This is a genomic window from Acidovorax sp. SRB_24 (genome assembly GCF_012931925.1).
The window spans coordinates 1-21,414 of the sequence record NZ_MWOM01000063.1 but is presented as its reverse complement, the minus strand read 5'-3'; the positions used below and the strand labels follow the sequence as shown (position 1 = coordinate 21,414).

At 65.7% G+C, this 21,414-nt stretch carries 20 protein-coding genes; 9 read left to right on the top strand and 11 right to left on the bottom strand.

Features of this window, described 5'->3' with window-relative positions:
* Together B2J89_RS17220 and B2J89_RS17215 are read left to right on the top strand one after the other, a co-directional pair.
* A partial coding sequence (locus B2J89_RS17220; protein ID WP_169170237.1) for a GlsB/YeaQ/YmgE family stress response membrane protein occupies nucleotides 1-260 on the top strand: 260 nt, incomplete at its 5' end.
* A gap of 20 nt (nucleotides 261-280) precedes the next feature.
* The gene (locus tag B2J89_RS17215; protein ID WP_169170236.1) at nucleotides 281-778 is read left to right on the top strand and encodes a hypothetical protein; all 498 of its coding nucleotides are present in this window, start codon (nucleotides 281-283) and stop codon (nucleotides 776-778) included.
* Nucleotides 779-834: 56 nt separating this feature from the next.
* On the opposite strand, the gene B2J89_RS17210 is transcribed toward B2J89_RS17215, so the two are convergent.
* Together B2J89_RS17210 and B2J89_RS17205 are read right to left on the bottom strand one after the other, a co-directional pair.
* Nucleotides 835-1,608, bottom strand: coding sequence for a DUF4114 domain-containing protein (locus B2J89_RS17210; protein WP_169170238.1), 774 nt, complete (start codon nucleotides 1,606-1,608; stop codon nucleotides 835-837).
* 231 nt (nucleotides 1,609-1,839) lie between these two features.
* Nucleotides 1,840-2,796: a class I SAM-dependent methyltransferase gene (locus tag B2J89_RS17205; RefSeq protein ID WP_169170235.1), complete on the bottom strand. Its 957-nt coding sequence runs from the start codon at nucleotides 2,794-2,796 to the stop codon at nucleotides 1,840-1,842.
* 162 nt (nucleotides 2,797-2,958) lie between these two features.
* On the opposite strand from B2J89_RS17205, the gene B2J89_RS17200 reads away from it, so the two are divergent.
* Nucleotides 2,959-3,210, top strand: a complete 252-nt coding sequence (locus B2J89_RS17200; RefSeq protein ID WP_169170234.1) for a GlsB/YeaQ/YmgE family stress response membrane protein — start codon at nucleotides 2,959-2,961, stop codon at nucleotides 3,208-3,210.
* 45 nt (nucleotides 3,211-3,255) lie between these two features.
* Here B2J89_RS17200 and B2J89_RS17195 read toward each other — a convergent pair whose 3' ends face one another.
* The 4 genes from B2J89_RS17195 to aceE are packed head-to-tail and all read right to left on the bottom strand — an operon-like array spanning nucleotide 3,256 to nucleotide 9,845.
* Complete coding sequence (locus B2J89_RS17195) at nucleotides 3,256-3,477, bottom strand: DUF3079 domain-containing protein (RefSeq protein ID WP_169170233.1); 222 nt, start codon at nucleotides 3,475-3,477, stop codon at nucleotides 3,256-3,258.
* 28 nt (nucleotides 3,478-3,505) lie between these two features.
* Complete coding sequence (gene lpdA / locus B2J89_RS17190) at nucleotides 3,506-5,383, bottom strand: dihydrolipoyl dehydrogenase (protein ID WP_169168575.1); 1,878 nt, start codon at nucleotides 5,381-5,383, stop codon at nucleotides 3,506-3,508.
* A gap of 12 nt (nucleotides 5,384-5,395) precedes the next feature.
* The gene (gene aceF, locus B2J89_RS17185) at nucleotides 5,396-7,090 is read right to left on the bottom strand and encodes a dihydrolipoyllysine-residue acetyltransferase (protein WP_169168574.1); all 1,695 of its coding nucleotides are present in this window, start codon (nucleotides 7,088-7,090) and stop codon (nucleotides 5,396-5,398) included.
* Between the two features lie 19 nt (nucleotides 7,091-7,109).
* Complete coding sequence (gene aceE, locus B2J89_RS17180; RefSeq protein WP_169168573.1) at nucleotides 7,110-9,845, bottom strand: pyruvate dehydrogenase (acetyl-transferring), homodimeric type; 2,736 nt, start codon at nucleotides 9,843-9,845, stop codon at nucleotides 7,110-7,112.
* Nucleotides 9,846-10,013: 168 nt separating this feature from the next.
* Between aceE and B2J89_RS17175 the strand changes: the two genes are divergently transcribed.
* The 5 genes from B2J89_RS17175 (at nucleotide 10,014) to B2J89_RS17155 (ending at nucleotide 16,917) form a co-directional block, all read left to right on the top strand.
* The gene (locus B2J89_RS17175) at nucleotides 10,014-12,569 is read left to right on the top strand and encodes a PAS domain S-box protein (protein ID WP_169168572.1); all 2,556 of its coding nucleotides are present in this window, start codon (nucleotides 10,014-10,016) and stop codon (nucleotides 12,567-12,569) included.
* Nucleotides 12,566-13,192 carry a response regulator transcription factor gene (locus tag B2J89_RS17170; RefSeq protein WP_169168571.1) on the top strand — a complete coding sequence of 209 codons (627 nt, stop codon included), beginning with the start codon at nucleotides 12,566-12,568 and terminating at the stop codon, nucleotides 13,190-13,192. Before B2J89_RS17175 ends, B2J89_RS17170 begins: the two co-directional genes overlap by 4 nt.
* A 71-nt stretch (nucleotides 13,193-13,263) precedes the next feature.
* A complete protein-coding gene (gene folD / locus B2J89_RS17165; RefSeq protein ID WP_169168570.1) occupies nucleotides 13,264-14,118 on the top strand; it encodes a bifunctional methylenetetrahydrofolate dehydrogenase/methenyltetrahydrofolate cyclohydrolase FolD in 855 nt (284 codons plus the stop codon).
* 59 nt (nucleotides 14,119-14,177) lie between these two features.
* Nucleotides 14,178-16,208: a M3 family metallopeptidase gene (locus tag B2J89_RS17160; protein WP_169168569.1), complete on the top strand. Its 2,031-nt coding sequence runs from the start codon at nucleotides 14,178-14,180 to the stop codon at nucleotides 16,206-16,208.
* Nucleotides 16,209-16,257: 49 nt separating this feature from the next.
* Nucleotides 16,258-16,917: a glutaredoxin family protein gene (locus tag B2J89_RS17155; RefSeq protein ID WP_169168568.1), complete on the top strand. Its 660-nt coding sequence runs from the start codon at nucleotides 16,258-16,260 to the stop codon at nucleotides 16,915-16,917.
* 55 nt (nucleotides 16,918-16,972) lie between these two features.
* On the opposite strand, the gene rpiA is transcribed toward B2J89_RS17155, so the two are convergent.
* The gene (rpiA, locus tag B2J89_RS17150; RefSeq protein ID WP_169168567.1) at nucleotides 16,973-17,662 is read right to left on the bottom strand and encodes a ribose-5-phosphate isomerase RpiA; all 690 of its coding nucleotides are present in this window, start codon (nucleotides 17,660-17,662) and stop codon (nucleotides 16,973-16,975) included.
* A 36-nt stretch (nucleotides 17,663-17,698) separates the two neighbouring features.
* On the opposite strand from rpiA, the gene B2J89_RS17145 reads away from it, so the two are divergent.
* The gene (locus B2J89_RS17145; protein ID WP_169168566.1) at nucleotides 17,699-18,769 is read left to right on the top strand and encodes a quinone-dependent dihydroorotate dehydrogenase; all 1,071 of its coding nucleotides are present in this window, start codon (nucleotides 17,699-17,701) and stop codon (nucleotides 18,767-18,769) included.
* Nucleotides 18,770-18,856: 87 nt separating this feature from the next.
* On the opposite strand, the gene B2J89_RS17140 is transcribed toward B2J89_RS17145, so the two are convergent.
* The 4 genes from B2J89_RS17140 to B2J89_RS17125 all read right to left on the bottom strand — a co-directional run bounded on the left by B2J89_RS17140 (nucleotide 18,857) and on the right by B2J89_RS17125 (nucleotide 21,167).
* Complete coding sequence (locus tag B2J89_RS17140; protein ID WP_169168565.1) at nucleotides 18,857-19,171, bottom strand: hypothetical protein; 315 nt, start codon at nucleotides 19,169-19,171, stop codon at nucleotides 18,857-18,859.
* Nucleotides 19,168-19,563, bottom strand: coding sequence for a phage holin family protein (locus B2J89_RS17135; protein ID WP_169168564.1), 396 nt, complete (start codon nucleotides 19,561-19,563; stop codon nucleotides 19,168-19,170). The genes B2J89_RS17140 and B2J89_RS17135 overlap by 4 nt, the downstream gene beginning before the upstream one ends.
* A 51-nt stretch (nucleotides 19,564-19,614) precedes the next feature.
* Nucleotides 19,615-19,926 carry a DUF883 family protein gene (locus B2J89_RS17130; protein ID WP_169168580.1) on the bottom strand — a complete coding sequence of 104 codons (312 nt, stop codon included), beginning with the start codon at nucleotides 19,924-19,926 and terminating at the stop codon, nucleotides 19,615-19,617.
* Between the two features lie 143 nt (nucleotides 19,927-20,069).
* Nucleotides 20,070-21,167: an NAD(P)/FAD-dependent oxidoreductase gene (locus B2J89_RS17125; RefSeq protein WP_169168563.1), complete on the bottom strand. Its 1,098-nt coding sequence runs from the start codon at nucleotides 21,165-21,167 to the stop codon at nucleotides 20,070-20,072.
* Between the last annotated feature and the right edge of the window lie 247 nt (nucleotides 21,168-21,414).

Genomic DNA, 21,414 nt, shown 5'->3' with positions numbered 1-21,414 from the left:
GATTGCCCATGCTCTCCCTGCTCACGTCCATCGTCATTGGTTGCGCCACCGGGCTGCTGGCATGGACGGCGAGCCGCACCAGATCCCAGTGGGGCTGGCCCGCGGCCGCGCTCGTGGGCGTGATCGGTGCCTTGCTGGCCGGCTACCTCGGTGTAGCGGTCGACTGGTACCGTCCCGGAACCCTGGGCGGCTCGGTCGCATCGCTGCTGGGCGCAATGGCCCTGCTGGCCGTTTACCGGTTTCTGCAGCGCAAGCTCTGACTGCTCACACGGTGTCGCGCATGGCCCGCTCTACTGCCAATCCAGCCGCCGACGGCGCCGTGCAAGCCGCCGTGCGGCGCGCCCACCGCCTGCTGCACCGCCGCGCGCTGATGGCCGCCGTCGCCAGCACCGTGCCGGTGCCCGGCCTGGACTGGGCCGTGGATGCAGCGCTGCTGTCGCACCTGCTGCCACGCATCAACGCTGAATTCGGCCTGTCGCCGCAGCAGCTCGACCAGCTCGATCCGCACAAGCGCGAGCAAGTGCAAAAAGCGGTGGCCATGGTCGGCTCGGTGCTGATTGGCAAGTTTGTGACCAAAGACCTGGTGCTCAAGGCCACCCAAGCGCTGGGCATGCGCATGACCGGCAGGCAGTTGGCCAAATACGTGCCCCTGGCCGGCCAGGCTGTGTCTGCGGCGTTGGGCTACGCGACGCTGCGCTACCTGGGCGAGCAGCACATCCAGGATTGTGTGCGGGTGGTGCAAGCGGCACAGCTGGCCCTGCCCGCCCCCGCCCGCTGACAAAAGAAAAAGGGTGGCCAAAGCCACCCTTGCGCACTAGCCACGGTGCCCCGAGGTCAACCCGCGTTCTTTGGCTTGCGGCGTGACGCACCTGCCAGGCCTGCGAGGGCCAGGCCCAACAACGCCAGAGAACCGGGCTCAGGTACCTGGATCGATTCGATTTTCACCACCATGTCCTGGAAGTCGTTGTCGGTGCCATCTTCAAACGCGAAGACCCAGTTGGTGGAAGCGCCGCCCTGGAAGGCCAGAACACGGGTGGCGCCGTCGCTGTTCAGACTGTCAATGGAATAGGCGATCCTTCCATCCCCGGTCTGAAAATAAAACCCAAAGCTGGACGGGTTGATCAGTGCGTTGGTGAAGACGCCGCAATTGATCTGCGTTCCGCACGCGCTCTGGGCGGAAATGCCGCCGCCGATGTACATCACACCATTGTCGATACCGATGCCCGCGGTGCTCATTTGGGACGTGGACGCACCCCCGACCGCACCGCCAAAGAACAGATCGACGCGATAGATATTGGACGAGTCGGTGCCAAACCACATGCCAAACTTTTGGCTCGCAGCGCCGCTGGTTTGCTCCATGACCAGCGTGGGGATGGTGGTGGCGACACCGGTGGCAGACCCCCACATGCCGGCGCTGCTTTGGTGGTTGGCCGCGCTCACGGCACCCGCACCAAACACACTGTCCAACACCGTCTGGAGCGGCTGCTCGCCTGGAGACGAGCCATTGATAGCCACCGGGCGCACATTGTTATTCACGATCGGCGCCGCGTGGATGGCTGCCGAAACAAGCGCTCCTGCAATGGCGGCTGCAAGGGGTCTGAATTTCATGGTCTGTCTCCCTGTAAGTAGATGCTGAAATTTCTGGATTCAACTTACATAGGCAAACACCGTGCCACACCATAAAATCAACCACTTACGCGAATAGCGTGGGAACTTTGTAAGAAATCTCGACGCTTTTACCCGCCAAAACTCACACCGCTTACCGCACCCCGCGCACTGGAAGCAGATGCAGCAAAATCCAACACCCCTGCCGAGCAACCCAATAGCTACCTCCACCCGTCAAAGGGGCGCTTGGTAAGCCAGCACCTTCAAAGCTTTTTGTGGCGACACGTCCGCAAACACCGCCGGATTCGGCACCCGTTCCACCAGCGCCAATTCCGGCACCAATTCCCGCATCTGGTCCTGCAGAAAATCCACGCCCAGTTCAGGCGCATTCAGGCACAGCAGCGCATGGCCGCCCGGCGCCAGCAGGTCGGGAAGCCGGCGCATCAGGCGGGCGTAGTCCTTGGTGGCAACAAAGCTGCCTTTCTGGTAGCTGGGCGGATCGACAATGACCAGGCCATACGGCCCGCCGCGGGTGATCTTGCCCCAGGTGCTGAAGATGTCGTGCGCGAGGAAGCTGGCACGGCCCGTCAGGCCATTGAGCTGGTGGTTCTGCTGGCCGATGGCAATGGCGCCGCGGCCCATGTCCACGTTGACCACGTGTTTCGCGCCCGCCTGCAGCGCCACCACCGAGAACGCGCAGGTGTAGGCAAACAGGTTGAGCACCTTGAGGCCGTAACGGTCGGCGCTGCGTGCGGCGGCATATTCGTGCACCCAGCGGCGCCCCTCGGCCATGTCGAGGAACAGGCCGTGGTTCTGGCCCTTGAGCACATGCACGCGGAATTGCGCACCCTGCTCGGTAACCACGTGCGGGTCGGACACGCTACCTGCCATCAACCGCGTTTCGGCAAGCCCCTGCGTGCGCAACTGCCCATTGCGGCACTGGAACACCCAGTTGAGCGGTTGCCCTGGCGCCACTTCCTGCCACCGCGCGGCCAGCGCCGCGCCGACCGTGGAGAGCTCGCGTTCAGTCGACTCGTGCGCGGGCGCAAAACTGGTGAGCACGAAGACGGGCGGAAAGGCGTCGAGCACCCACTGCTCACAACCGGGGTACAGGCCGCCGCGGCCGTGGAAAATTCGGCACGCGTCGGTCGGCAGGGGCATCTGGGCGATGGCGGTGAGCAAGGCTTGCATAGGGCGAGAAGTTTTGGCGAGAGCCGTTCAAGGATGATTTTTCGGCCTCATGGAGGCCCAGGCGCTGCCGTTCTGAATGTGCTGCGTCTGCCGCGCAATTGATGCCACACCGTTTGCCGGGAATCTCTGTACGATCGTTATTTTTACTGAGGAAGGCATCCCATGCTGTCCATCATTGGAACCATTGTTGTGGGCCTCATCGTCGGACTGATTGCGCGCGCCGTGAAACCGGGCGACGACAAGCTGGGCTGGATCATGACCATCGTGCTCGGCATTGCGGGTTCGCTCGTGGCCGGTTATGCGGGCACTGCGATGGGCTGGTATGCACCGGGCACCCCGGCGGGCTGGATTGCCTCGGTCCTCGGTGCGATCGTGCTGCTGGTGATCTACGGCTTCATCAAGAAAAAGGCTTAAGCTAGGCGCTTGGCTGGCCCGCGCTGCGCACACCGGGTGCGTGCATCAAGAGGCGGACGGATCGGTGGCCGTCGGGCCACCACCGGCCGCTTCTTCGGGGGCCTCTGCGCCCCACTGCGCCCAGTCTTCGCCAAACAGTTCCACCGGGTGCGGCGTGCGGTCCGAGCCGTTGCCACAGCGCATGTCCGTGGCGAGGCAATAAAGATCGCACCCCCAGCACACCCGCTCGGGGTGCGGGGGTGCGTTGGGAAATTTCTTTGCCGCCATGGCCGGCTTTCAGTAAAAAAGGCGCTGCCTATTTCCGCGCCGGCGGCACGTCCGTGCAGCTGCCGTGCGCAATCTCGGCCGCCATGCCAATGCTCTCGCCGAGCGTCGGGTGCGGATGGATCGTTTTGCCGATGTCCACCGCATCGGCGCCCATCTCGATCGCCAGGGCAATCTCGCCAATCATGTCGCCCGCGTGCGTGCCGACCATGCCGCCGCCGAGGATCTTGCCGTGTCCATGGGCCTCGTCGCTGTCGTCGAACAGCAGCTTGGTGAAGCCTTCGTCGCGGCCATTGGCGATCGCGCGGCCCGAGGCCGTCCAGGGGAACAGGCCCTTCTTGACTTTGATGCCCTGCGCCTTGGCCTGGTCCTCGGTCAAGCCGACCCAGGCGACCTCGGGGTCGGTGTAGGCGACGCTGGGGATCACGCGGGCGTTGAAGGCGGCCGCGGCCAACTCCTTGTTGCCCTGCAGCTCGCCGGCGATCACTTCGGCCGCGACGTGCGCCTCGTGCACCGCCTTGTGCGCCAGCATGGGCTGGCCCACGATGTCGCCGATGGCGAAGATGTGCGCCACGTTGGTGCGCATCTGGATGTCGACCTCGATGAAGCCCCGGTCGGTGACGGCCACCCCCGCCTTGTCGGCGGCGATCTTCTTGCCGTTGGGCGTGCGGCCCACGGCCTGCAGCACCAGGTCGTAGACCTGCGGCGCGGGGGCGGTGCCGCCCGGCTCGGCGCTTTCAAACGCCACCTCGATACCTTCGGGCAGCGCGCGCGCGCCCACCGTCTTGGTCTTGAGCATGATGTTGTCGAAGCGCGGCGCGTTCATCTTCTGCCAGACCTTGACGAGGTCACGGTCGGCGCCCTGCATCAGGCCGTCGAGCATCTCGACCACATCGAGGCGCGCGCCCAGCGTGGAGTACACCGTGCCCATTTCGAGGCCGATGATGCCGCCGCCCAGGATCAGCATGCGCTTGGGGACTTCGGTGAGTTCCAGCGCGCCGGTCGAATCGACCACGCGCGGATCGTCGGGCATGAAGGGCAGGCGCACGGCCTGGCTGCCCGCGGCAATGATGGCTTTCTTGAAGGCGATGACCTTCTTGGTGCCGGTCTTGTCCTGGCCCGTGCCGGTGGTCTCTTCGACCTCGACATGGTGGGCGCCGACGAAGGCGCCGTAGCCGCGCACGGTCGTGACCTTGCGCATCTTGGCCATGGCCGCCAGGCCGCCGGTGAGCTTGCCAATCACCTTTTCCTTGTGGCCGCGCAGCTTGTCGATGTCGAGGCTGGGCGCGCCGAAGCTCACGCCCAGGTCGGCCATGTGGCTCACCTCGTCCATGACGGAGGCCACGTGCAGCAGCGCCTTCGAGGGAATGCAGCCCACGTTCAGGCACACGCCACCCAGCGTGGCATAGCGCTCGACGAGGACGACCTTCAGGCCCAGGTCGGCCGCGCGGAAGGCGGCGCTGTAGCCACCGGGGCCGGCGCCGAGCACGAGCACGTCGCATTCGAGGTCGGCCGTGCCGGCAAACTCGGCCGCTCCTGGAATAGGAGCAGCTGGCACTGGCGAAACCTTGGTTTCAGCCGGATTTGATACTGAAACGCTGGATGGACCTGCGCCGGCAGCTACAGATGCAGGAGCAGGAGCAGCCACCGGCGCGGGCGCTGCGGCATCGGCCGCCGCCTCGAGCGTCAGCAGCACGCTGCCTTCGGCGATCTTGTCGCCGAGCTGCACCTGGACCGTCTGCACCACACCGGCGTGGCTGGAGGGAATTTCCATCGAGGCCTTGTCCGACTCCACCGTGACCAGGCTCTGGTCCACGGCCACGGTGTCGCCGGGCTTGACCATCAGTTCAATGACCGTGACCTCGGCAAAGTCGCCAATGTTCGGAACCTTGATTTCAATGCTTGCCATCGTGCTGCTCCTTTACAGCAGGATGCGGCGGTAGTCCGCCAGCACCTGACCGAGGTAGGCGTTGAAGCGCGCGGCCGAGGCCCCGTCGATCACGCGGTGGTCGTAGGACAGCGACAGCGGCAGCACGAGGCGCGGGACAAACTTTTCCTTGTCCTCGTTCCACAGAGGCTTCATGGCGCCGCGCGAGAGGCCCAGGATGGCGACTTCGGGGGCGTTGATGATGGGCGTGAAATGCGTGCCGCCAATGCCGCCGAGCGAGGAGATCGACATGCAGCCGCCCTGCATGTCGGCCGCGCCGAGCTTGCCCTCGCGCGCCTTCTTGGCCAGTTCCGACATTTCCTGGCTGATCTGCAGGATGCCCTTCCGGTCGGCGTCCTTGAGCACCGGCACGACCAGCCCGTTGGGCGTGTCGGCGGCAAAGCCGATGTTGAAGTACTGCTTGTAAACCAGCGCGTCGCCGTCGAGGCTGGCATTGAAGTCGGGGAACTTCTTGAGCGCCGCCACCACGGCCTTGATGACGAAGGCCAGCATGGTGACCTTGGTGCCGCTCTTCTCGTTTTCCTTGTTGGTGGAGACGCGGAAGGCTTCGAGCTCGGTGATGTCGGCCTCGTCGTTGTTCGTGACGTGGGGGATCATCACCCAGTTGCGGTGCAGGTTGGCGCCGCTGATCTTCTTGATGCGGGAGAGCTCCTTGCGCTCGATGGCGCCGAACTTGGCAAAGTCCACCTTGGGCCAGGGCAGCAGGTCCAGGCCTGCGCCGCCACCGCTGGCGGCAGCGGCCTTGGGTGCGACTGCGGCCTGGGCCCGGGTCTGCACGCTGCCGACCATGACGGACTGGGTGAAGGCCTGCACATCGGTTTCGGTGATCCGGCCCTTGGGGCCACTGCCCTGCACTTCGGCCAGCGGCACGCCGAGTTCACGGGCAAACTTGCGCACCGAGGGCGATGCGTGTGGCAGCGCGCCCGTGGGTGCCACGGTGGGGTTGTGTGCCGGCACGGCGGCCTGCGGAGCCGAAGGCGTGGCAGCGGACTGGGGCGCTGCGGCCGGGGCCGCAGCAGGCGCTATGGCAGCGGCCACGGCCGCCGGAGCCGGCGCAGCGGCGGGTGCCGCGGCAGCGCCCACGCCTTCGATCTGGCCGACCATATCGCCGATGTTGACCTTGTCGCCCACTTTGATGCTGAGCGCCTTGAGCACGCCCGCGGCCGGCGATGGGATTTCCATCGAGGCCTTGTCGGACTCCACGGTGAACAGCGATTGCTCCAGGGCCACGGTGTCGCCGACCTTGACGAGCATCTCGATCACGGTGACATCCTTGAAATCACCGATGTCGGGGATGCGCAGATCCACCGTGCTCGCGGCGGCCGGCGTTGCCGGAGCAGGCGCTGCAGCGGGCGCAGGCGAAGGTGCCGCCACGGCGGGTGCCGCAACCGGTGCAGCCGCTGCGGGCGCCGGTGCGGGCGCTGCCGCGTCGGCGGTTTCCAGCACCACGATGACCGAGCCCTGCTTGATCTTGTCGCCCAGGGCCACGCGCAGCTCCTTGACCACGCCCGCGTGGCTGGACGGAATCTCCATCGAGGCCTTGTCGGACTCCACAGTGACCAGCGACTGCTCTGCCTTGATCGTGTCGCCCGGCTGGACCAGCACTTCGATCACGGCCACTTCGTCAAAGTCGCCGATGTCGGGAACTTGAATATCTACCATTGCCATAGTTGTCTCCCGTTCGTCTTCAGGCGTGCAGCGGGTTGATCTTGTCGGTGGCGATACCGTACTTGGCAATCGCTTCGGCCACCTTGGTCACCGGCACCTGGCCCCCATCGGCCAGTGCGCGCAGTGCCGCCAGCACAATGTAATGGCGGTCGATCTCAAAGTGCTCGCGCAGCTTGCGGCGGAAGTCCGAGCGGCCAAAGCCGTCCGTGCCCAGCACCTTGTAGTGGCGGCCCTTGGGCATGTAGGGGCGGATCTGCTCTGCATAGGCCTTCATGTAGTCGGTCGATGCGATCACGGGGCCGGTGCTCTTGGCGAGCTGCTCGGTCACGAACGGCACGCGCGGGGCTTCCAGCGGGTGCAGCAGGTTCCAGCGCTCCACCTCCTGGCCGTCGCGGGTCAGTTCGTTGAACGACGGGCAGCTCCACACATCGGCGGCAATGCCCCAGTCCTTTTCGAGCAGTTCTTGCGCGAAGAATGACTCGCGCAGGATGGTGCCCGAGCCGAGCAGCTGCACGCGCAGGCCGCTTTGCGGCACCTTCTGGCCAGGCTTGCACAGGTACATGCCCTTGATGATCTGCTCTTCCGTGCCGGCTTCGAGGCCCGGCATTGGGTAGTTCTCGTTGAGCAGCGTGATGTAGTAGAAGACGTTTTCCTGCTCCTGCACCATGCGGCGCATGCCGTCGTGCATGATCACCGCCACTTCGTGGGCGAAGGTCGGGTCGTAGGTCACGCAGTTGGGGATGGTGTTGGCCAGGATGTGGCTGTGGCCGTCTTCGTGCTGCAGCCCTTCGCCATTGAGCGTGGTGCGGCCCGAGGTGCCGCCGAGCAGGAAGCCGCGCGCCTGCATGTCGCCCGCCGCCCAGGCCAGGTCGCCGACGCGCTGGAAGCCGAACATCGAGTAGTACACGTAGAACGGGATCATGATCCGGTTGCTCGTGCTGTAGCTCGTGGCCGCCGCGATCCAGCTGCTCATGCCGCCGGCTTCGTTGATGCCTTCCTGCAGGATCTGGCCGGCCTTGTCCTCGCGATAGTACATGACCTGGTCTTTGTCGACCGGGGTGTACTGCTGGCCCGCAGGGTTGTAGATGCCGATCTGGCGGAACAAGCCTTCCATGCCAAAGGTGCGCGCTTCGTCGACCAGGATCGGTACGACACGCGGACCCAGTTCCTTGTCGCGCAGTAGTTGCGTGAGAAAGCGCACATAGGCCTGCGTGGTCGAGATCTCGCGGCCCTCGGGGGTCGGGTCGAGGATGGCCTTGAAAGTGTCGAGCGGCGGCACATTGAACTGCTCGTCGGCCTTGGTGCGGCGGTGCGGCAGGTAGCCACCCAGGGCCTGGCGGCGCTCATGCAGATAGCGCATCTCGGGCGTGTCGTCGGCCGGCTTGTAGAACGGCAGGTCGGCGATCTGGCTGTCGGGGATCGGGATGTTGAAGCGGTCGCGGAAAGCCTTGATGTCCTCGTCGCCCAGCTTTTTGGTCTGGTGCACGGTGTTCTTGCCTTCACCGATCTTGCCCATGCCAAAGCCCTTGACGGTCTTGACCAGCAGCACGGTGGGCTGGCCCTTGGTCTCGTTGGCAGCGTGGAAGGCGGCATAGACCTTCTGCGCATCGTGGCCACCGCGGCGCAGGTTCCAGATCTCGTCGTCGCTCATGTGCTCGACCATCTTCAACGTGCGCGGATCGCGGCCGAAGAAGTTCTTGCGGACGTAGGCGCCGTCGTTGGCCTTGAACGCCTGGTAGTCGCCGTCGTTGCACTCCATCATGATCTTGCGCAGCGCACCGTCCTTGTCCTTGGCGAGCAGATCGTCCCAGCGGCTGCCCCAGATCAGCTTGATCACGTTCCAGCCCGAGCCGCGGAATTCGCCTTCGAGCTCCTGGATGATCTTGCCGTTGCCGCGCACCGGGCCGTCCAGGCGCTGCAGGTTGCAGTTGATGACGAAGATCAGGTTGTCGAGCTTCTCGCGCGAAGCCAGGCTGATCGCGCCCAGCGATTCGACCTCGTCCATCTCGCCGTCGCCGCAGAACACCCAGACCTTGCGGTTCTCGGTGTTGGCAATGCCGCGCGCGTGCAGGTACTTGAGGAAGCGCGCCTGGTAGATGGCCATCAGCGGGCCGAGGCCCATGGACACCGTCGGAAACTGCCAGAACTCGGGCATGAGCTTGGGGTGCGGGTAGCTCGACAGGCCCTTGCCATCGACCTCCTGGCGGAAGTTGTTCAGCTGCTCTTCGGTGAGGCGCCCTTCCATGTAGGCGCGGGCATAGATGCCGGGCGAGACGTGGCCCTGGATGTAGAGACAGTCACCGCCGTGCTCTTTGCCAGGTTCGTTGCTCTCGGCGTGCCAGAAATGGTTGAAGCCGGCCGCGAACATGTTGGCCAGCGAGGCGAAGGAGCCGATGTGGCCGCCCAGGTCGCCGCCTTCGGGCGGGTGGATGCGGTTGGCCCTGACCACCATCGCCATGGCGTTCCAGCGCATATAGGCGCGCAGGCGCCCTTCGAGCTCCAGGTTGCCAGGGCAGCGCGCTTCCTGGTCTTTTTCGATGGTGTTCACATAGCCCGTGTTGGCAGAGAACGGCATGTCGATGCTGCTTTGGCGCGCGTGCTCGAGCAGCTGTTCGAGCAGGAAATGGGCGCGTTCTGCGCCTTCCTTGTCGATCACGGCGGACAGCGCATCCATCCACTCTCGGGTCTCTTGCTGGTCGGCGTCGGGGGCTGGCAATGCGCCGCTGCCGGCGCGAGGATCGGGCTGTGCTGACATGGTTTGTCTCCTGGAGATATAGACCGCAATTTAGTGCGTGCCGCCAAGTTTCTCATATTTTTTTCTTATTTCAAATTATGCTTTTAGATTTCATAATACGATAAATTGCTGCAAACGCACATTTTCCGCACCATCGCGGTGCACCCTGCGCTCCCCTACACTCGGCCCATGCACTCGCCCTCTCTCGCCCCCGCGCCATCGCGCACTGCCGCGCTCGCGCGCTCGTGGCGCGCATGGTGGCGCAGTCTCTCGCCCACGCGTCAGGACCGCTTTGCCGCGCTGGCTCCGCTGGCGGCCGTGCTGCTGTTCATGGCGGCCATCGTGGCGGCTTTCTGGTATCTGCGCATGGAGGAAGGCGAGCGCGAGCAGGAGGCGCTGCGCCGCGATGTGGAGTACGCACAGCAGCGCGTGCGCCTGCGCCTGCTCGAGCGCCAGGAACAGATCATGCGCATTGCACGCGATCTGTCGAACCAGGAGCTGGAGCGCCCCCAGTTCGACCAGCGCGCAGAGGCCCTGATCAGCCAGTACCCCGAGCTCCAGGCCATAACCTGGATCGATGCGCGCGGCCACATCCGTGCCAGCCACGCAGCGCCCACACTCTCGGGCGGCCAGATGCGCGTGCCCGGCGAGGTGCTGAAGAAAGGCGACACCGCCGACGCCTTCGACCTCACGCGCGACCTGCAGCAGCCGGTCTATGTGCAACCCGCCGCCGGCAGTGGCGAGCCCACGCCTTTGCTGCAGCTGCAGGTGCCACTCAATGTGCAGGGCAAGTTTGGCGGCGTGGTATTGGGCGAGTATTCCATCGACAGCCTGCTGCGCTACGGCACTCCCACCGAGGTACTGGCGCGCTATGCCGTGACGCTGCTCGACGCGCAGCACCAGGTGCTCGCCGGCACGCCGCTGGCGCCTCGCAGCGCCACCATGCCCTGGCAGCCCTGGAGCAAGCGCGCCAACGAATACGAAGTGCCCGTCTCGCCCGTGGGCAACGGCTTGGTGCTGCGGGCCCAGGCGTACCGCACCTCGCTGGGCGTGGTCGGCAGCGGCTTGTTCTGGCTGGTGGTCACGCTCAGCACCATGACGGCGTGGATGCTGATTGCCACCTGGCGCCACACACGCCGGCGCATGCAGGCGCAGATGGCCCTGGTGGCAGAAACCAATTTCCGCCGCGCCATGGAAAACTCGGTGCTCACCGGCATGCGCGCGCTCGACCTGCAGGGCCGCATCACCTACGTGAACGCAGCGTTCTGCCAGATGACAGGCTGGAGCGAGGCCGAACTGGTGGGCCAGACACCGCCGTTCCCCTACTGGCCCGACGCCGACCTGGACACGCTGCACGCGCGCCTGCAGGACGAGCTCAACGGCAAGACCGTGTCCGGGGGCTTCCAGGTGCGGGTGCGGCGCAAGAACGGCGCCATCTTCGATGCCCGGCTCTACGTCTCTCCGCTGATCGACGCGCGCGGCCAGCAGACCGGGTGGATGACCTCGATGACCGACATCACCGAGCCCAACCGCATCCGCGAGCAACTCTCGGCATCGCATGAGCGCTTCACCATCGTGCTCGAAGCGCTTGACGCCTCGGTCTCGGTGGCCCCCCTGGGCAGCGAAGAGCTGCTGTTCGCCAACAAACTCTACCGCCAGTGGTTTGGCTCACAGACCGACGGACACCTGCAGCTCGTGGCCCAGGCCGGCGTGCTGCCTGCCAAGAACGCCGGCAGCGACAGCGCAGACGGCGAAGACGGGCTCATGGGGCTGCCCACCGACACCCTGACCAGCGCCCACACCGAGAACGCCGAAATCTTCTTGCCCGAACTGGGCAAGTGGCTGGAAGTGCGCTCGCGCTACCTCAGCTGGGTCGACGGGCGCCTGGCCCAGATGGTGATTGCCACCGACATCACGCCCCGGCGCCAGGCCGAGGAGCAGACCGCCCGGCAAACCGAGCGCGCGCAGTCGGTCAGCCGCCTGATCACCATGGGCGAGATGGCATCGAGCGTGGCGCACGAGCTCAACCAACCGCTCACCGCCATCAACAACTACTGCAACGGCATCGTCTCGCGTATCCACAGCGGCCAGATCACGCAGGAGGCCCTGCTCGCGGCGCTGGAGAAAACCTCGCACCAGGCGCAGCGCGCCGGGCAGATCATCCAGCGCATCCGGGACTTCGTGAAGAAGAGCGAGCCCAACCGCACGCTGGCCGATGTCTCCAGCATGGTCGGCGAAGCGCTGGAGCTGGCGGACATCGAACTGCGTCGCCACAACGTGCGCCTGACGCACTATGTCGCGGCACGGCTGCCGCAGGTCATGGCCGACTCCATCCTGATCGAACAGGTGCTGATCAACCTCATGAAGAACGGCGCCGAATCGATTGCCCAGGCACGCCGCACGCCGGCAAGGCGCAGCGTGGAACTGCGTGTCGTGCCCAAGCAGATCGAGGGCCAGCAGGTGGTCGAGTTTTCGGTGCAGGACACCGGCCAGGGACTGGCGCAGGAAGTGCTCGAGCGCCTGTTCGAAGCCTTTTTCTCGACCAAGCAGGAAGGCATGGGCATGGGCCTCAATTTGTGCCGCAGCATTGTCGAATCCCACCAGGGGAGAATGCAGGCGGAGAACATCTACAATGGTTCCGAAGTCACGGGCTGCAGGTTCTCTTTTTGGCTTCCGCTTGCTGCGCCTGACAACGATGCTACGAATTCTGTAGCTAATGTACATCCCCCGAGGACAATTGCATGAGCTTGATTCCGAAAAAAGGCACTGTGTATGTGGTCGACGACGACGAAGCCGTGCGCGATTCGTTGCAGTGGCTGCTCGAAGGCAAGGATTACCGGGTGCGCTGTTTTGATTCGGCGGAATCCTTTCTCTCACGCTACGACCCGCGCGAAGTTGCCTGCCTGATCGTCGACATCCGCATGGGTGGCATGACGGGTCTGGAGCTGCAAGACCGCCTGATCGAACGCAAGTCCCCTCTGCCCATCGTCTTCATCACGGGCCACGGCGACGTGCCCATGGCCGTGAACACCATGAAGAAGGGCGCACTCGACTTCATCCAGAAACCGTTCAACGAAGAAGAGCTGATTGCCCTGGTGGAGCGCATGCTCGACCATGCGCGCGAAGCCTTCACCGGCCACCAGCAGGCGGCCAGCCGCGATGCGCTGCTGTCCAAGCTGACGAGCCGCGAAGCGCAGGTCTTGGAACGCATCGTCGCCGGCCGCCTGAACAAGCAGATCGCCGACGACCTGGGCATCAGCATCAAGACCGTGGAGGCGCACCGCGCCAACATCATGGAAAAACTCGGCGCCAACACCGTCGCCGACCTGCTCAAGATTGCGCTCGGCCAAACCACCGCCAAAGCCTGACCGCTACACTTTCAATAGCTTCTAGCGCTTACTACATAAGCGCTAGAGGCTTTTTTCATTGATATTTGACCATGACAGCCCAAACGATAGACGGCAACGCCCTTTCCCGCCAACTGCGCACCGACGTCGCCCAACGCGCCGCCACCCTGAAGGCCCGCGGCGTCACGCCTGGCCTGGCCGTGGTGCTGGTCGGCGACAACCCGGCCTCGCAGGTCTATGTGCGCAATAAGGTCAAGGCGTGCGAGGACAGCGGCCTGCACTCGGTGCTCGAGAAGTACGGCGCCGACATGACCGAGGCTGCGCTGCTGGCACGCGTCGAAGCGCTCAACAACGACCCGTCCATCCACGGCATCCTGGTGCAACTGCCCCTGCCCAAGCACATCGATGCGCAAAAGGTGATTGAAGCCATCTCGCCCGCCAAGGACGTGGACGGCTTCCACATCGCCAGCGCCGGAGCGCTGATGACCGGCATGCCAGGTTTTTGGCCCTGCACCCCATACGGCTGCATGAAGATGCTCGAATCCATTGGCTACGACCTGCGCGGCAAGCACGCGGTCGTCATCGGACGCAGCAACATCGTGGGCAAGCCGATGGCGCTCATGCTGCTGGCCCAAAACGCCACCGTCACCATCTGCCACAGCGCCACGCAGGACCTCAAGGCGCAGACCCTGCAGGCCGACGTGATCGTCGCCGCGGTGGGCAAGCGCAACGTGCTCACGGCCGACATGGTCAAGTCCGGCGCCGTCGTCATCGACGTCGGCATGAACCGCAACGACGAAGGCAAACTCTGCGGCGACGTGGACTTTGACGGCGTCAAGAACGTGGCGGGCCACATCACCCCCGTGCCCGGCGGCGTCGGCCCCATGACCATCACCATGCTGCTGGTCAATACCCTCGAAGCGGCAGAGCGCGCCGCCGGCGCCTGACACACCTCCCGCGCCCCTACCACCTTGAACCGCCCCCAGGCGACGCCATCTAAGCCCGCATGAGCAATCCCCTCCTCGACTTCTCCGCCCTGCCCGCATTCGACCGCATTGCCCCCAGTGACGTGGCGCCCGCCATGGACGCGCTGCTGGCGCGCGCCAGCCAGGCGCTCGAAACCGTCACGGCGCCCGCGTTTCCCGCGCGCTGGGACGACATCGCGCGCGTGCTGGACGTGGCCACCGAACAGCTGGGCCGCTCCTGGGGCGTGGTGAGCCACCTCAACAGCGTGGCCGACACGCCCGAGCTGCGCGCGGCCTACAACGAGGCGCTGCCGCGTGTGACCGAGTTCTGGACACGCCTGGGCGCCGACGAGCGGCTCTACGCCAAGTACAAGGCCATCGACCCGGCCGGGCTCAACACCGAACAGCGCCAGGCGCTCAAGAACGCAGTGCGCAACTTCGTGCTGTCGGGCGCCGAGCTGCAAGGCGCTGCCAAGGAGCGCTTTGCGCAGATCCAGGAGCGCCAGGCCGAGCTGCAGCAGAAGTTCAGCGAAAACGCGCTCGATGCGACCGACGCATACGCCTACTACGCCCGTGCCGACGAGCTCGACGGCGTACCCTCCGACGTCCAGCAGACCGCGCAGGCCGCCGCGCGCGCCGAGGGCAAGGACGGCTTCAAGCTCACGCTCAAGATGCCTTGCTATCTGCCGGTGATGCAGTTTGCCCGCAGCAGCGCGCTGCGCGAGACGCTGTACCGCGCCTACGTCACGCGCGCCTCCGACCAGGCCGCGGGCGAGGCCGTGAAATACGACAACACGGCCCTGATCCAGGAAATTTTGGCGCTGCGCCAGGAAGAGGCGCACCTGCTGGGCTACGCCAATTTCGGCGAGGTGTCCGTCGTGCCCAAGATGGCCGAGTCGGCCGACGAGGTGATCGCCTTCCTGCGCGACCTGGCGCACCGCGCCCGGCCCTACGCCGAAAAGGACGTGGCCGACCTGCGCGCCTTTGCCGCGGAGAGCCTGGGCCTGGGCGACCCGCAGGCCTGGGACTGGCCCTACGTTGCCGAGAAGCTCAAGGAAGCGCGTTACGCCTTCAGCGAGCAGGAGGTCAAACAGTACTTCACCGCCCCCAAGGTGCTGGCGGGGCTGTTCAAGATCGTCGAGACACTGTTCGAGGTGGCCATTCGCCCGGATGACGCGGCGGTCTGGAATCCCGCCGTGGCGTTCTACCGCATTGAGCGGGCCGGGCAGCTGGTGGGCCAGTTCTACCTCGACCAGCCTGCACGCACCGGCAAACGCGGCGGCGCGTGGATGGACGACATGCGCACGCGCTGGCTGCGACCCGACACCGGCGAGCTGCAGACGCCGGTCGCGCACCTGGTCTGCAACTTTGCCGGCGGCGTCGATGGCAAGCCGGCGCTGCTCACGCACGACGACGTCATCACCCTGTTCCATGAGTTCGGCCACGGGCTGCACCACATGCTCACGCAAGTGAACGAGCGCGACGTGTCGGGCATTGGCGGCGTCGAATGGGACGCGGTTGAACTGCCCAGCCAGTTCATGGAAAATTTCTGCTGGGAATGGGACGTGCTCAAGCACATGAGCGCGCACGTGGACACGGGCGAGCCGCTGCCGCGCACCCTGTTCGACAAGATGATGGCGGCCAAGAACTTCCAGAGCGGCATGGGCACGCTGCGCCAGATCGAATTCGCGCTGTTCGACATGCTGCTGCACACTTCGCACGATCCGGCGCACGACTTCATGCCGCTGCTGGCGCAGGTGCGCCAGGAGGTGTCCGTGCTGCAGCCCCCGGCCTTCAGCCGCACAGCGCACACCTTCAGCCACATTTTTGCGGGCGGTTATGCGGCCGGCTACTACAGCTACAAATGGGCCGAGGTGCTGAGCGCCGATGCCTATGCCGCGTTCGAGGAAACCGTCGGCCCCGACGGATCGCCCTGCCAGGAGACGGGGCGGCGCTACCGCCAGGCCATCCTGGAGGCCGGCGGCAGCCGCCCGGCCATGGAATCGTTCAAGGCCTTCCGCGGCCGCGAGCCCAACCTGGAGGCGCTGTTGCGCCACCAGGGCATGGCCTGAGCACGCCTTGCACCTTCACCCACTGCGCTGAACGTTCTGGAGATTGAGCATGCCCCTGCCCCGCCCCTTCCTTGCCCTGGCCACCCTGCTGTGCACTCTGGCCTGGGCCGGCCCGGGACAGGCCCAGCCGGTCTACCGCATCGTCGGGCCGGACGGCAAGGTGACCTTTTCCGACCGCGCGCCGGGCAACGACGCGGAGCCCGCCCGGGCCGGGCGGGCCGGCGCCGCACCAGAGGCCGGTCAGGCCACTGCCCTGCCCTACGAGCTGCGCCAGATCGCCACGCGCTTTCCGGTCACGCTGTACACGGGCGCCGACTGCACGCCGTGCGCCAGCGCGCGCAATCTGCTAGTCCAGCGCGGCGTGCCCTTCACCGAGCGCACCGTGGCCAGCAACGAAGACATCGACGCCCTGCAGCGCCTCAGTGGCGGCTCCAGCCTGCCCTTTGGCACCATCGGGGGCCAGCAGCTGACGGGTTTTTCGGACAGTGAATGGACGCAGTACCTGGATGCGGCCGGCTACCCCAAGCAGTCGCAGCTGCCCCCCCAGTACCGCCGAGCCGCGCCCACCCCTCTGGTGGCCATCCAACGCACGCCATCCCCTGCTCCCGCAACGGCGGCAGCCCCTGGCAATGCGCCGCCTGCCGTCCGCCAGGAACCGGCAGTGCCGCGCGGGCCGACGCCGCCCAACCCTGCGGGCATCCGCTTCTGAGGCACCGGCGCTCCACGCTACGTCCCCAAGCCGGCAATTCTCGCCGCGCAAACGCTCAATAGGCCAGCGTTTGCACCCCGTGCGCCGTGCCCAAAAGGCACACCGACGCCTTCTGGTGCGCAAAGATTCCTACGCAAACCACGCCGGGCCACTGGTTCACCTCGGACTCCAAGGCCAGGGGATCGGTGATCGACAGCCCTGTCACGTCCAGGATGTGCTGGCCGTTGTCGGTCACCAGCGGCGCCCCGTCCTTCAGGCGCAATGTGGCATGGCCGCCGAGCGCGGCAAACCGGCGGGCGATGTGCCGAGCCGCCATTGGAATGACCTCCACCGGCAGGGGAAACTTTCCAAGCACGGCAACGCGCTTGGACTCGTCCGCGATGCAAACAAAGCGCTGGGCGAGCGCGGCCACGATTTTTTCGCGCGTCAGCGCCGCGCCGCCGCCCTTGACCATGAAGCCGTGGTCATCGATCTCGTCGGCACCATCGACGTACACCGCCAGTTGCTCCACTTCGTTGGCATCCACCACGTCGATTCCCAGGGCGCGCAGGCGATCGGTGCTGGCGACCGAACTGGAAACGGCTGCGCGGACCTGGTCCTTGATGCCAGCCAGTGCGTCGATGAACTTGTTGACTGTGGAGCCGGTGCCGACGCCCACGATGTCGCCGGGCACGATATAGCGCAAGGCAGCCTGGCCGACTTGGGCCTTGAGTTCGTCTTGGGTCAGGGGGGAGGAGGTCGTCATGGGCGAGAATAAGAAGGTTAGCCCTGAATTATCCCCATGTCCCTGATTCCCTACGCCCTCACCCGCCCGTTTTTGTTTGGCATGGATGCCGAAGCGGCCCACGATCTCACCATGGACATGCTGGCCCGCGGTCAGGGCACGCCCCTGCAGTGGGCCTGGTGCCATGACACCGTGGACGACCCCGTCGAACTGGCGGGCCTGACATTTCCCAACCGCGTCGGCATGGCCGCCGGGCTGGACAAGAACGCACGCTGCATTGACGCACTCAGCGCCATGGGATTCGGTTTTGTCGAGGTCGGTACCGTGACGCCCCAGCCACAGCCCGGCAATCCCAAGCCGCGCATGTTCCGCCTGCCCGAGGCACGGGCGCTGGTCAATCGGCTGGGCTTCAACAACGATGGGCTCGAAGCGTTCGTGCACAACGTCCAGCGCGCCCGATTTCGCTCGCAACAACGGGCCCACCCCATGCTGCTGGGTCTGAATATCGGCAAGAACGCCAGCACGCCGATGGAAGAAGCCAGGAACGACTACCTGAGTTGCCTGGACGGTGTCTACCCGCACGCCGACTATGTGACCGTCAACATCAGTTCGCCCAACACGCAGAACCTGCGCACGCTGCAAAGCGACGCCGCCCTCGACGCGCTGCTGGGCGCGATTGCCGAGCGGCGCGAAGTGCTGGCACGCCAGCATGCGGGCACCGGCGGCAAGGAAAAGCGCGTGCCCATCTTTGTGAAGATCGCCCCGGACCTCGAGGAGGCCCAGGTCGCCGTCATTGCCAGCGCGCTCGAGCGCCACGGCATGGACGGCGTCATCGCCACCAACACCACCATACGCCGCGACGCCGTGCAAGGCCTGTGCCATGCGCAAGAGGCGGGAGGACTGAGCGGCGCCCCGGTCCTGGAGGCCAGCAACCAGGTCATACGCCAGCTGCGCGCGGCCCTGGGCAGCCGCTACCCCATCATCGGTGTGGGCGGCATCATGAGCGCGGAAGATGCCGTGGCCAAGGTGCGGGCGGGCGCAGACGTGGTGCAGATTTATACGGGGTTGATCTACGAAGGCCCTGCACTCCCCAGCCGCGTCGCACGCGCTCTCAAGACCATGGCCTGACGTCCGCCCGGGCCTGCGGACTGCCGCGCAACGCGGTTTGCCTTCGATCCGCGGCGCTCCTGAAGCACTTTTTTCCTGCCTTCCAGGCTAGCGCAAGCGCGTTAGCAACGGCAGCACGACACCGGCCCATGCCACGAGCCGCTTGGGTCCGAGCACCAAGGCCAGACCGGCCAAGGCGGCCAGTGCGGCCGGATGCTGCTTGGCAAACACCGCAACGCGCAAAGGCAAAGGCGCATCCGCGCCCAGCCCTCCCTCGGCCTTGCGCATCGCCAAGAACTGCTCGCGCCGCGCACGCCGTGCGCGCAGGCGTTCGCGTTGCGCGGCCATGCGCTCGATGATGCGTTGCTGCGCGGGCGTGGGAACAGGCAGATTCTTGTCAGAGAAAGATTCAGACTTGCTCACAGCTGCTCCTTGATGTCGTGCCAATCCTGGGCCAGTTCGCGGCGCGTGAGCGCAAACGCGCCCCCGGCCGCGTGCACCGTGGCCCACAGCGCCACCAGCGCACCAAGCCACAGCGCAAGCCACACGCCCGCGACGCTCCATGTCGCCACGGTGCGGTGCGGTGTGTCCCAGAACTGAACCACGAGCGCGAGCGACAGCAGCACCAAGGCCACCACCGTCAAGCCTGCGATCGCCAGCGCCAGCAGCACGGTGTTGCGCAGTCGGCGCTTGTGTTCTCGCCACTCCAACTGCGCCAGCTCCAGGCGGTCTTCTGCAGCCAGGGCGCCCTCCATGACAGCGGCACGCCAGCGTGCGACCATGGCCTCCAGACCAAGCAGGGAAATCCAGTTCATGCACGTCCTCCTGTCAGAGACCGGGCGGCCTGCGCAGCCGCCCACACAAGTTCAACGGCGCGACAGCAGGAAGCCGACCAGCGCGCCAACGGCGAGAGCGGCCCCGGCCACGCGCCACGGCTCGTCGTGTGCATAGCGGTCTGCCGCACGGGCGGCCTCCTTGGCTTGGCGCGCGGCCTCTTGCGCAGCTTCCACCGCGGCATCGCGCACGTTGTGCATGCCATCGTCCATGCGCTGGCGCAGGAGCTTGATCTGGGGGATGCTGTCGAGATCTCGGCTGGACAGCAACCCACGCAAATCGGAAACCAGTTTCTCAAGTTCGCTTTGGGTGGAAGAAATGGTGTCGGAAGCAGAGGTCGTCATATCAGCCTTTCGTTGTGTGAAAAACAGGAATCGATAGCGCGCAGCCTCGTGGCGGTGCTGCAGAACCCATCTTAGCGAGCTGTTCGGGCGCCAGGTACCCAAAGAGCGCATGGCGGTGCTTTTTGAGCCCCTGTCCGACAAATTCACGGCATCTTCGCTACCTGCTCCGCGATGGCCAGCGCGCTGGTCAGGCCTGGCGACTCGATGCCAAACAGGTTGACGAGCCCGCGCACGCCATGGTCGCGCTCCCCCTGGATCACGAAATCGGCGGCCGGTGCACCAGGGCCACTGAGCTTGGGCCGCATGCCGGCATAGCCCGGCACCAAGCTGCCTGCGCGCAGGCCGGGCCAGTACCGGCGCACTTCGCTGTAGAAGGCATCGCCCCGGGCCGGGTCCACGGTCAGGTCGTCGGGCGCCTCGACCCACTGCACATCGGGGCCGAACTTGGCCTGGCCGCCCAAGTCCAGCGTCAGGTGCACGCCCAGGCCAGCGGCTTCGGGCACCGGGTAAACAAGGCGGCTGAAAGGCGCCGTGCCGCTGAGGGTGAAGTAGCTGCCCTTGGCGTAATAGGGCGTGGGGACATGCCGTGGATCCAGCCCCTCGAAGCGCCGCGCCAGCAGCGGCGCCGCCAACCCGGTGGCATTGACAACGGTGCGTGCCTGCAGCTGCGTGCCATCCTCCGCTATCAACAAAATAGCATCTTGCGCGCACCGGGCATGGGCCAGAGGTGAATTCAATGCCACAAGCCCGCCCGCATGCTCCAGGTCGGCCTGCAGCGCCAGCATCAGGGCGTGGCTGTCGACGATGCCGGTGCTGGGCGAATGCAGCGCCGCCACGCACTCCAGGGCAGGCTCCAGCGCCCGCGCGGCATCGCGGTCGAGCCATTGCAAATCCACCACACCATTGGCGGCCGCGCGCGCGACGATGCCGTGCAGCTGCGCCAGCTGCTCGGCGCGGGTGGCCACGATCAGCTTGCCGCAGCGGCGGTAAGGAATGCCGCGCGCAGCGCAGTAGCCGTACAGCATCTCGCGGCCCTGCACGCACAGGCGCGACTTGAGCGACCCCTCGGGATAGTAGATGCCCGCATGGATGACCTCGCTGTTGCGCGAACTGGTGCCTGTGCCGATGGCCGGCGCGGCCTCCAGCACGATGACCTCGCGGCCACGCAGCGCCAGGGCGCGCGCAACCGCCAGGCCCACCACCCCTGCGCCGATGACGGCGCAATCCACGGAATCTGTCATTAGTAAGCTCCTGCAAGAGACCAGGGCGCCGGCCCTGGTGCGCCCGCACCGCGCAAGGTGCGGGTCGTCGCCGCCGTCCCGCAGTGCATTGTCTGTACCAATGCACGGCACCCCACGGACCCGACGTGCAAAAGGCAAAAAAAAAGACCAGCCACTGATGGCCGGTCTTTCGTTTTTGGTGGGCGATACATGGATCGAACATGTGACCCCTGCCGTGTGAAGGCAGTGCTCTACCGCTGAGCTAATC

Excerpts from the sequence above, each read along its gene's own strand:
- B2J89_RS17215 (WP_169170236.1), top strand. The coding sequence starts at position 281 with ATGGCCCGCTCTACTGCCAATCCAGCCGCCGACGGCGCCGTGCAAGCC.
- B2J89_RS17210 (WP_169170238.1), bottom strand. The coding sequence starts at position 1,608 with ATGAAATTCAGACCCCTTGCAGCCGCCATTGCAGGAGCGCTTGTTTCG.
- B2J89_RS17205 (WP_169170235.1), bottom strand. The coding sequence starts at position 2,796 with ATGCAAGCCTTGCTCACCGCCATCGCCCAGATGCCCCTGCCGACCGAC.
- B2J89_RS17200 (WP_169170234.1), top strand. The coding sequence starts at position 2,959 with ATGCTGTCCATCATTGGAACCATTGTTGTGGGCCTCATCGTCGGACTG.
- B2J89_RS17195 (WP_169170233.1), bottom strand. The coding sequence starts at position 3,477 with ATGGCGGCAAAGAAATTTCCCAACGCACCCCCGCACCCCGAGCGGGTG.
- lpdA (WP_169168575.1), bottom strand. The coding sequence starts at position 5,383 with ATGGCAAGCATTGAAATCAAGGTTCCGAACATTGGCGACTTTGCCGAG.
- aceF (WP_169168574.1), bottom strand. The coding sequence starts at position 7,090 with ATGGCAATGGTAGATATTCAAGTTCCCGACATCGGCGACTTTGACGAA.
- aceE (WP_169168573.1), bottom strand. The coding sequence starts at position 9,845 with ATGTCAGCACAGCCCGATCCTCGCGCCGGCAGCGGCGCATTGCCAGCC.
- B2J89_RS17175 (WP_169168572.1), top strand. The coding sequence starts at position 10,014 with ATGCACTCGCCCTCTCTCGCCCCCGCGCCATCGCGCACTGCCGCGCTC.
- B2J89_RS17170 (WP_169168571.1), top strand. The coding sequence starts at position 12,566 with ATGAGCTTGATTCCGAAAAAAGGCACTGTGTATGTGGTCGACGACGAC.
- folD (WP_169168570.1), top strand. The coding sequence starts at position 13,264 with ATGACAGCCCAAACGATAGACGGCAACGCCCTTTCCCGCCAACTGCGC.
- B2J89_RS17160 (WP_169168569.1), top strand. The coding sequence starts at position 14,178 with ATGAGCAATCCCCTCCTCGACTTCTCCGCCCTGCCCGCATTCGACCGC.
- B2J89_RS17155 (WP_169168568.1), top strand. The coding sequence starts at position 16,258 with ATGCCCCTGCCCCGCCCCTTCCTTGCCCTGGCCACCCTGCTGTGCACT.
- rpiA (WP_169168567.1), bottom strand. The coding sequence starts at position 17,662 with ATGACGACCTCCTCCCCCCTGACCCAAGACGAACTCAAGGCCCAAGTC.
- B2J89_RS17145 (WP_169168566.1), top strand. The coding sequence starts at position 17,699 with ATGTCCCTGATTCCCTACGCCCTCACCCGCCCGTTTTTGTTTGGCATG.
- B2J89_RS17135 (WP_169168564.1), bottom strand. The coding sequence starts at position 19,563 with ATGAACTGGATTTCCCTGCTTGGTCTGGAGGCCATGGTCGCACGCTGG.
- B2J89_RS17130 (WP_169168580.1), bottom strand. The coding sequence starts at position 19,926 with ATGACGACCTCTGCTTCCGACACCATTTCTTCCACCCAAAGCGAACTT.
- B2J89_RS17125 (WP_169168563.1), bottom strand. The coding sequence starts at position 21,167 with ATGACAGATTCCGTGGATTGCGCCGTCATCGGCGCAGGGGTGGTGGGC.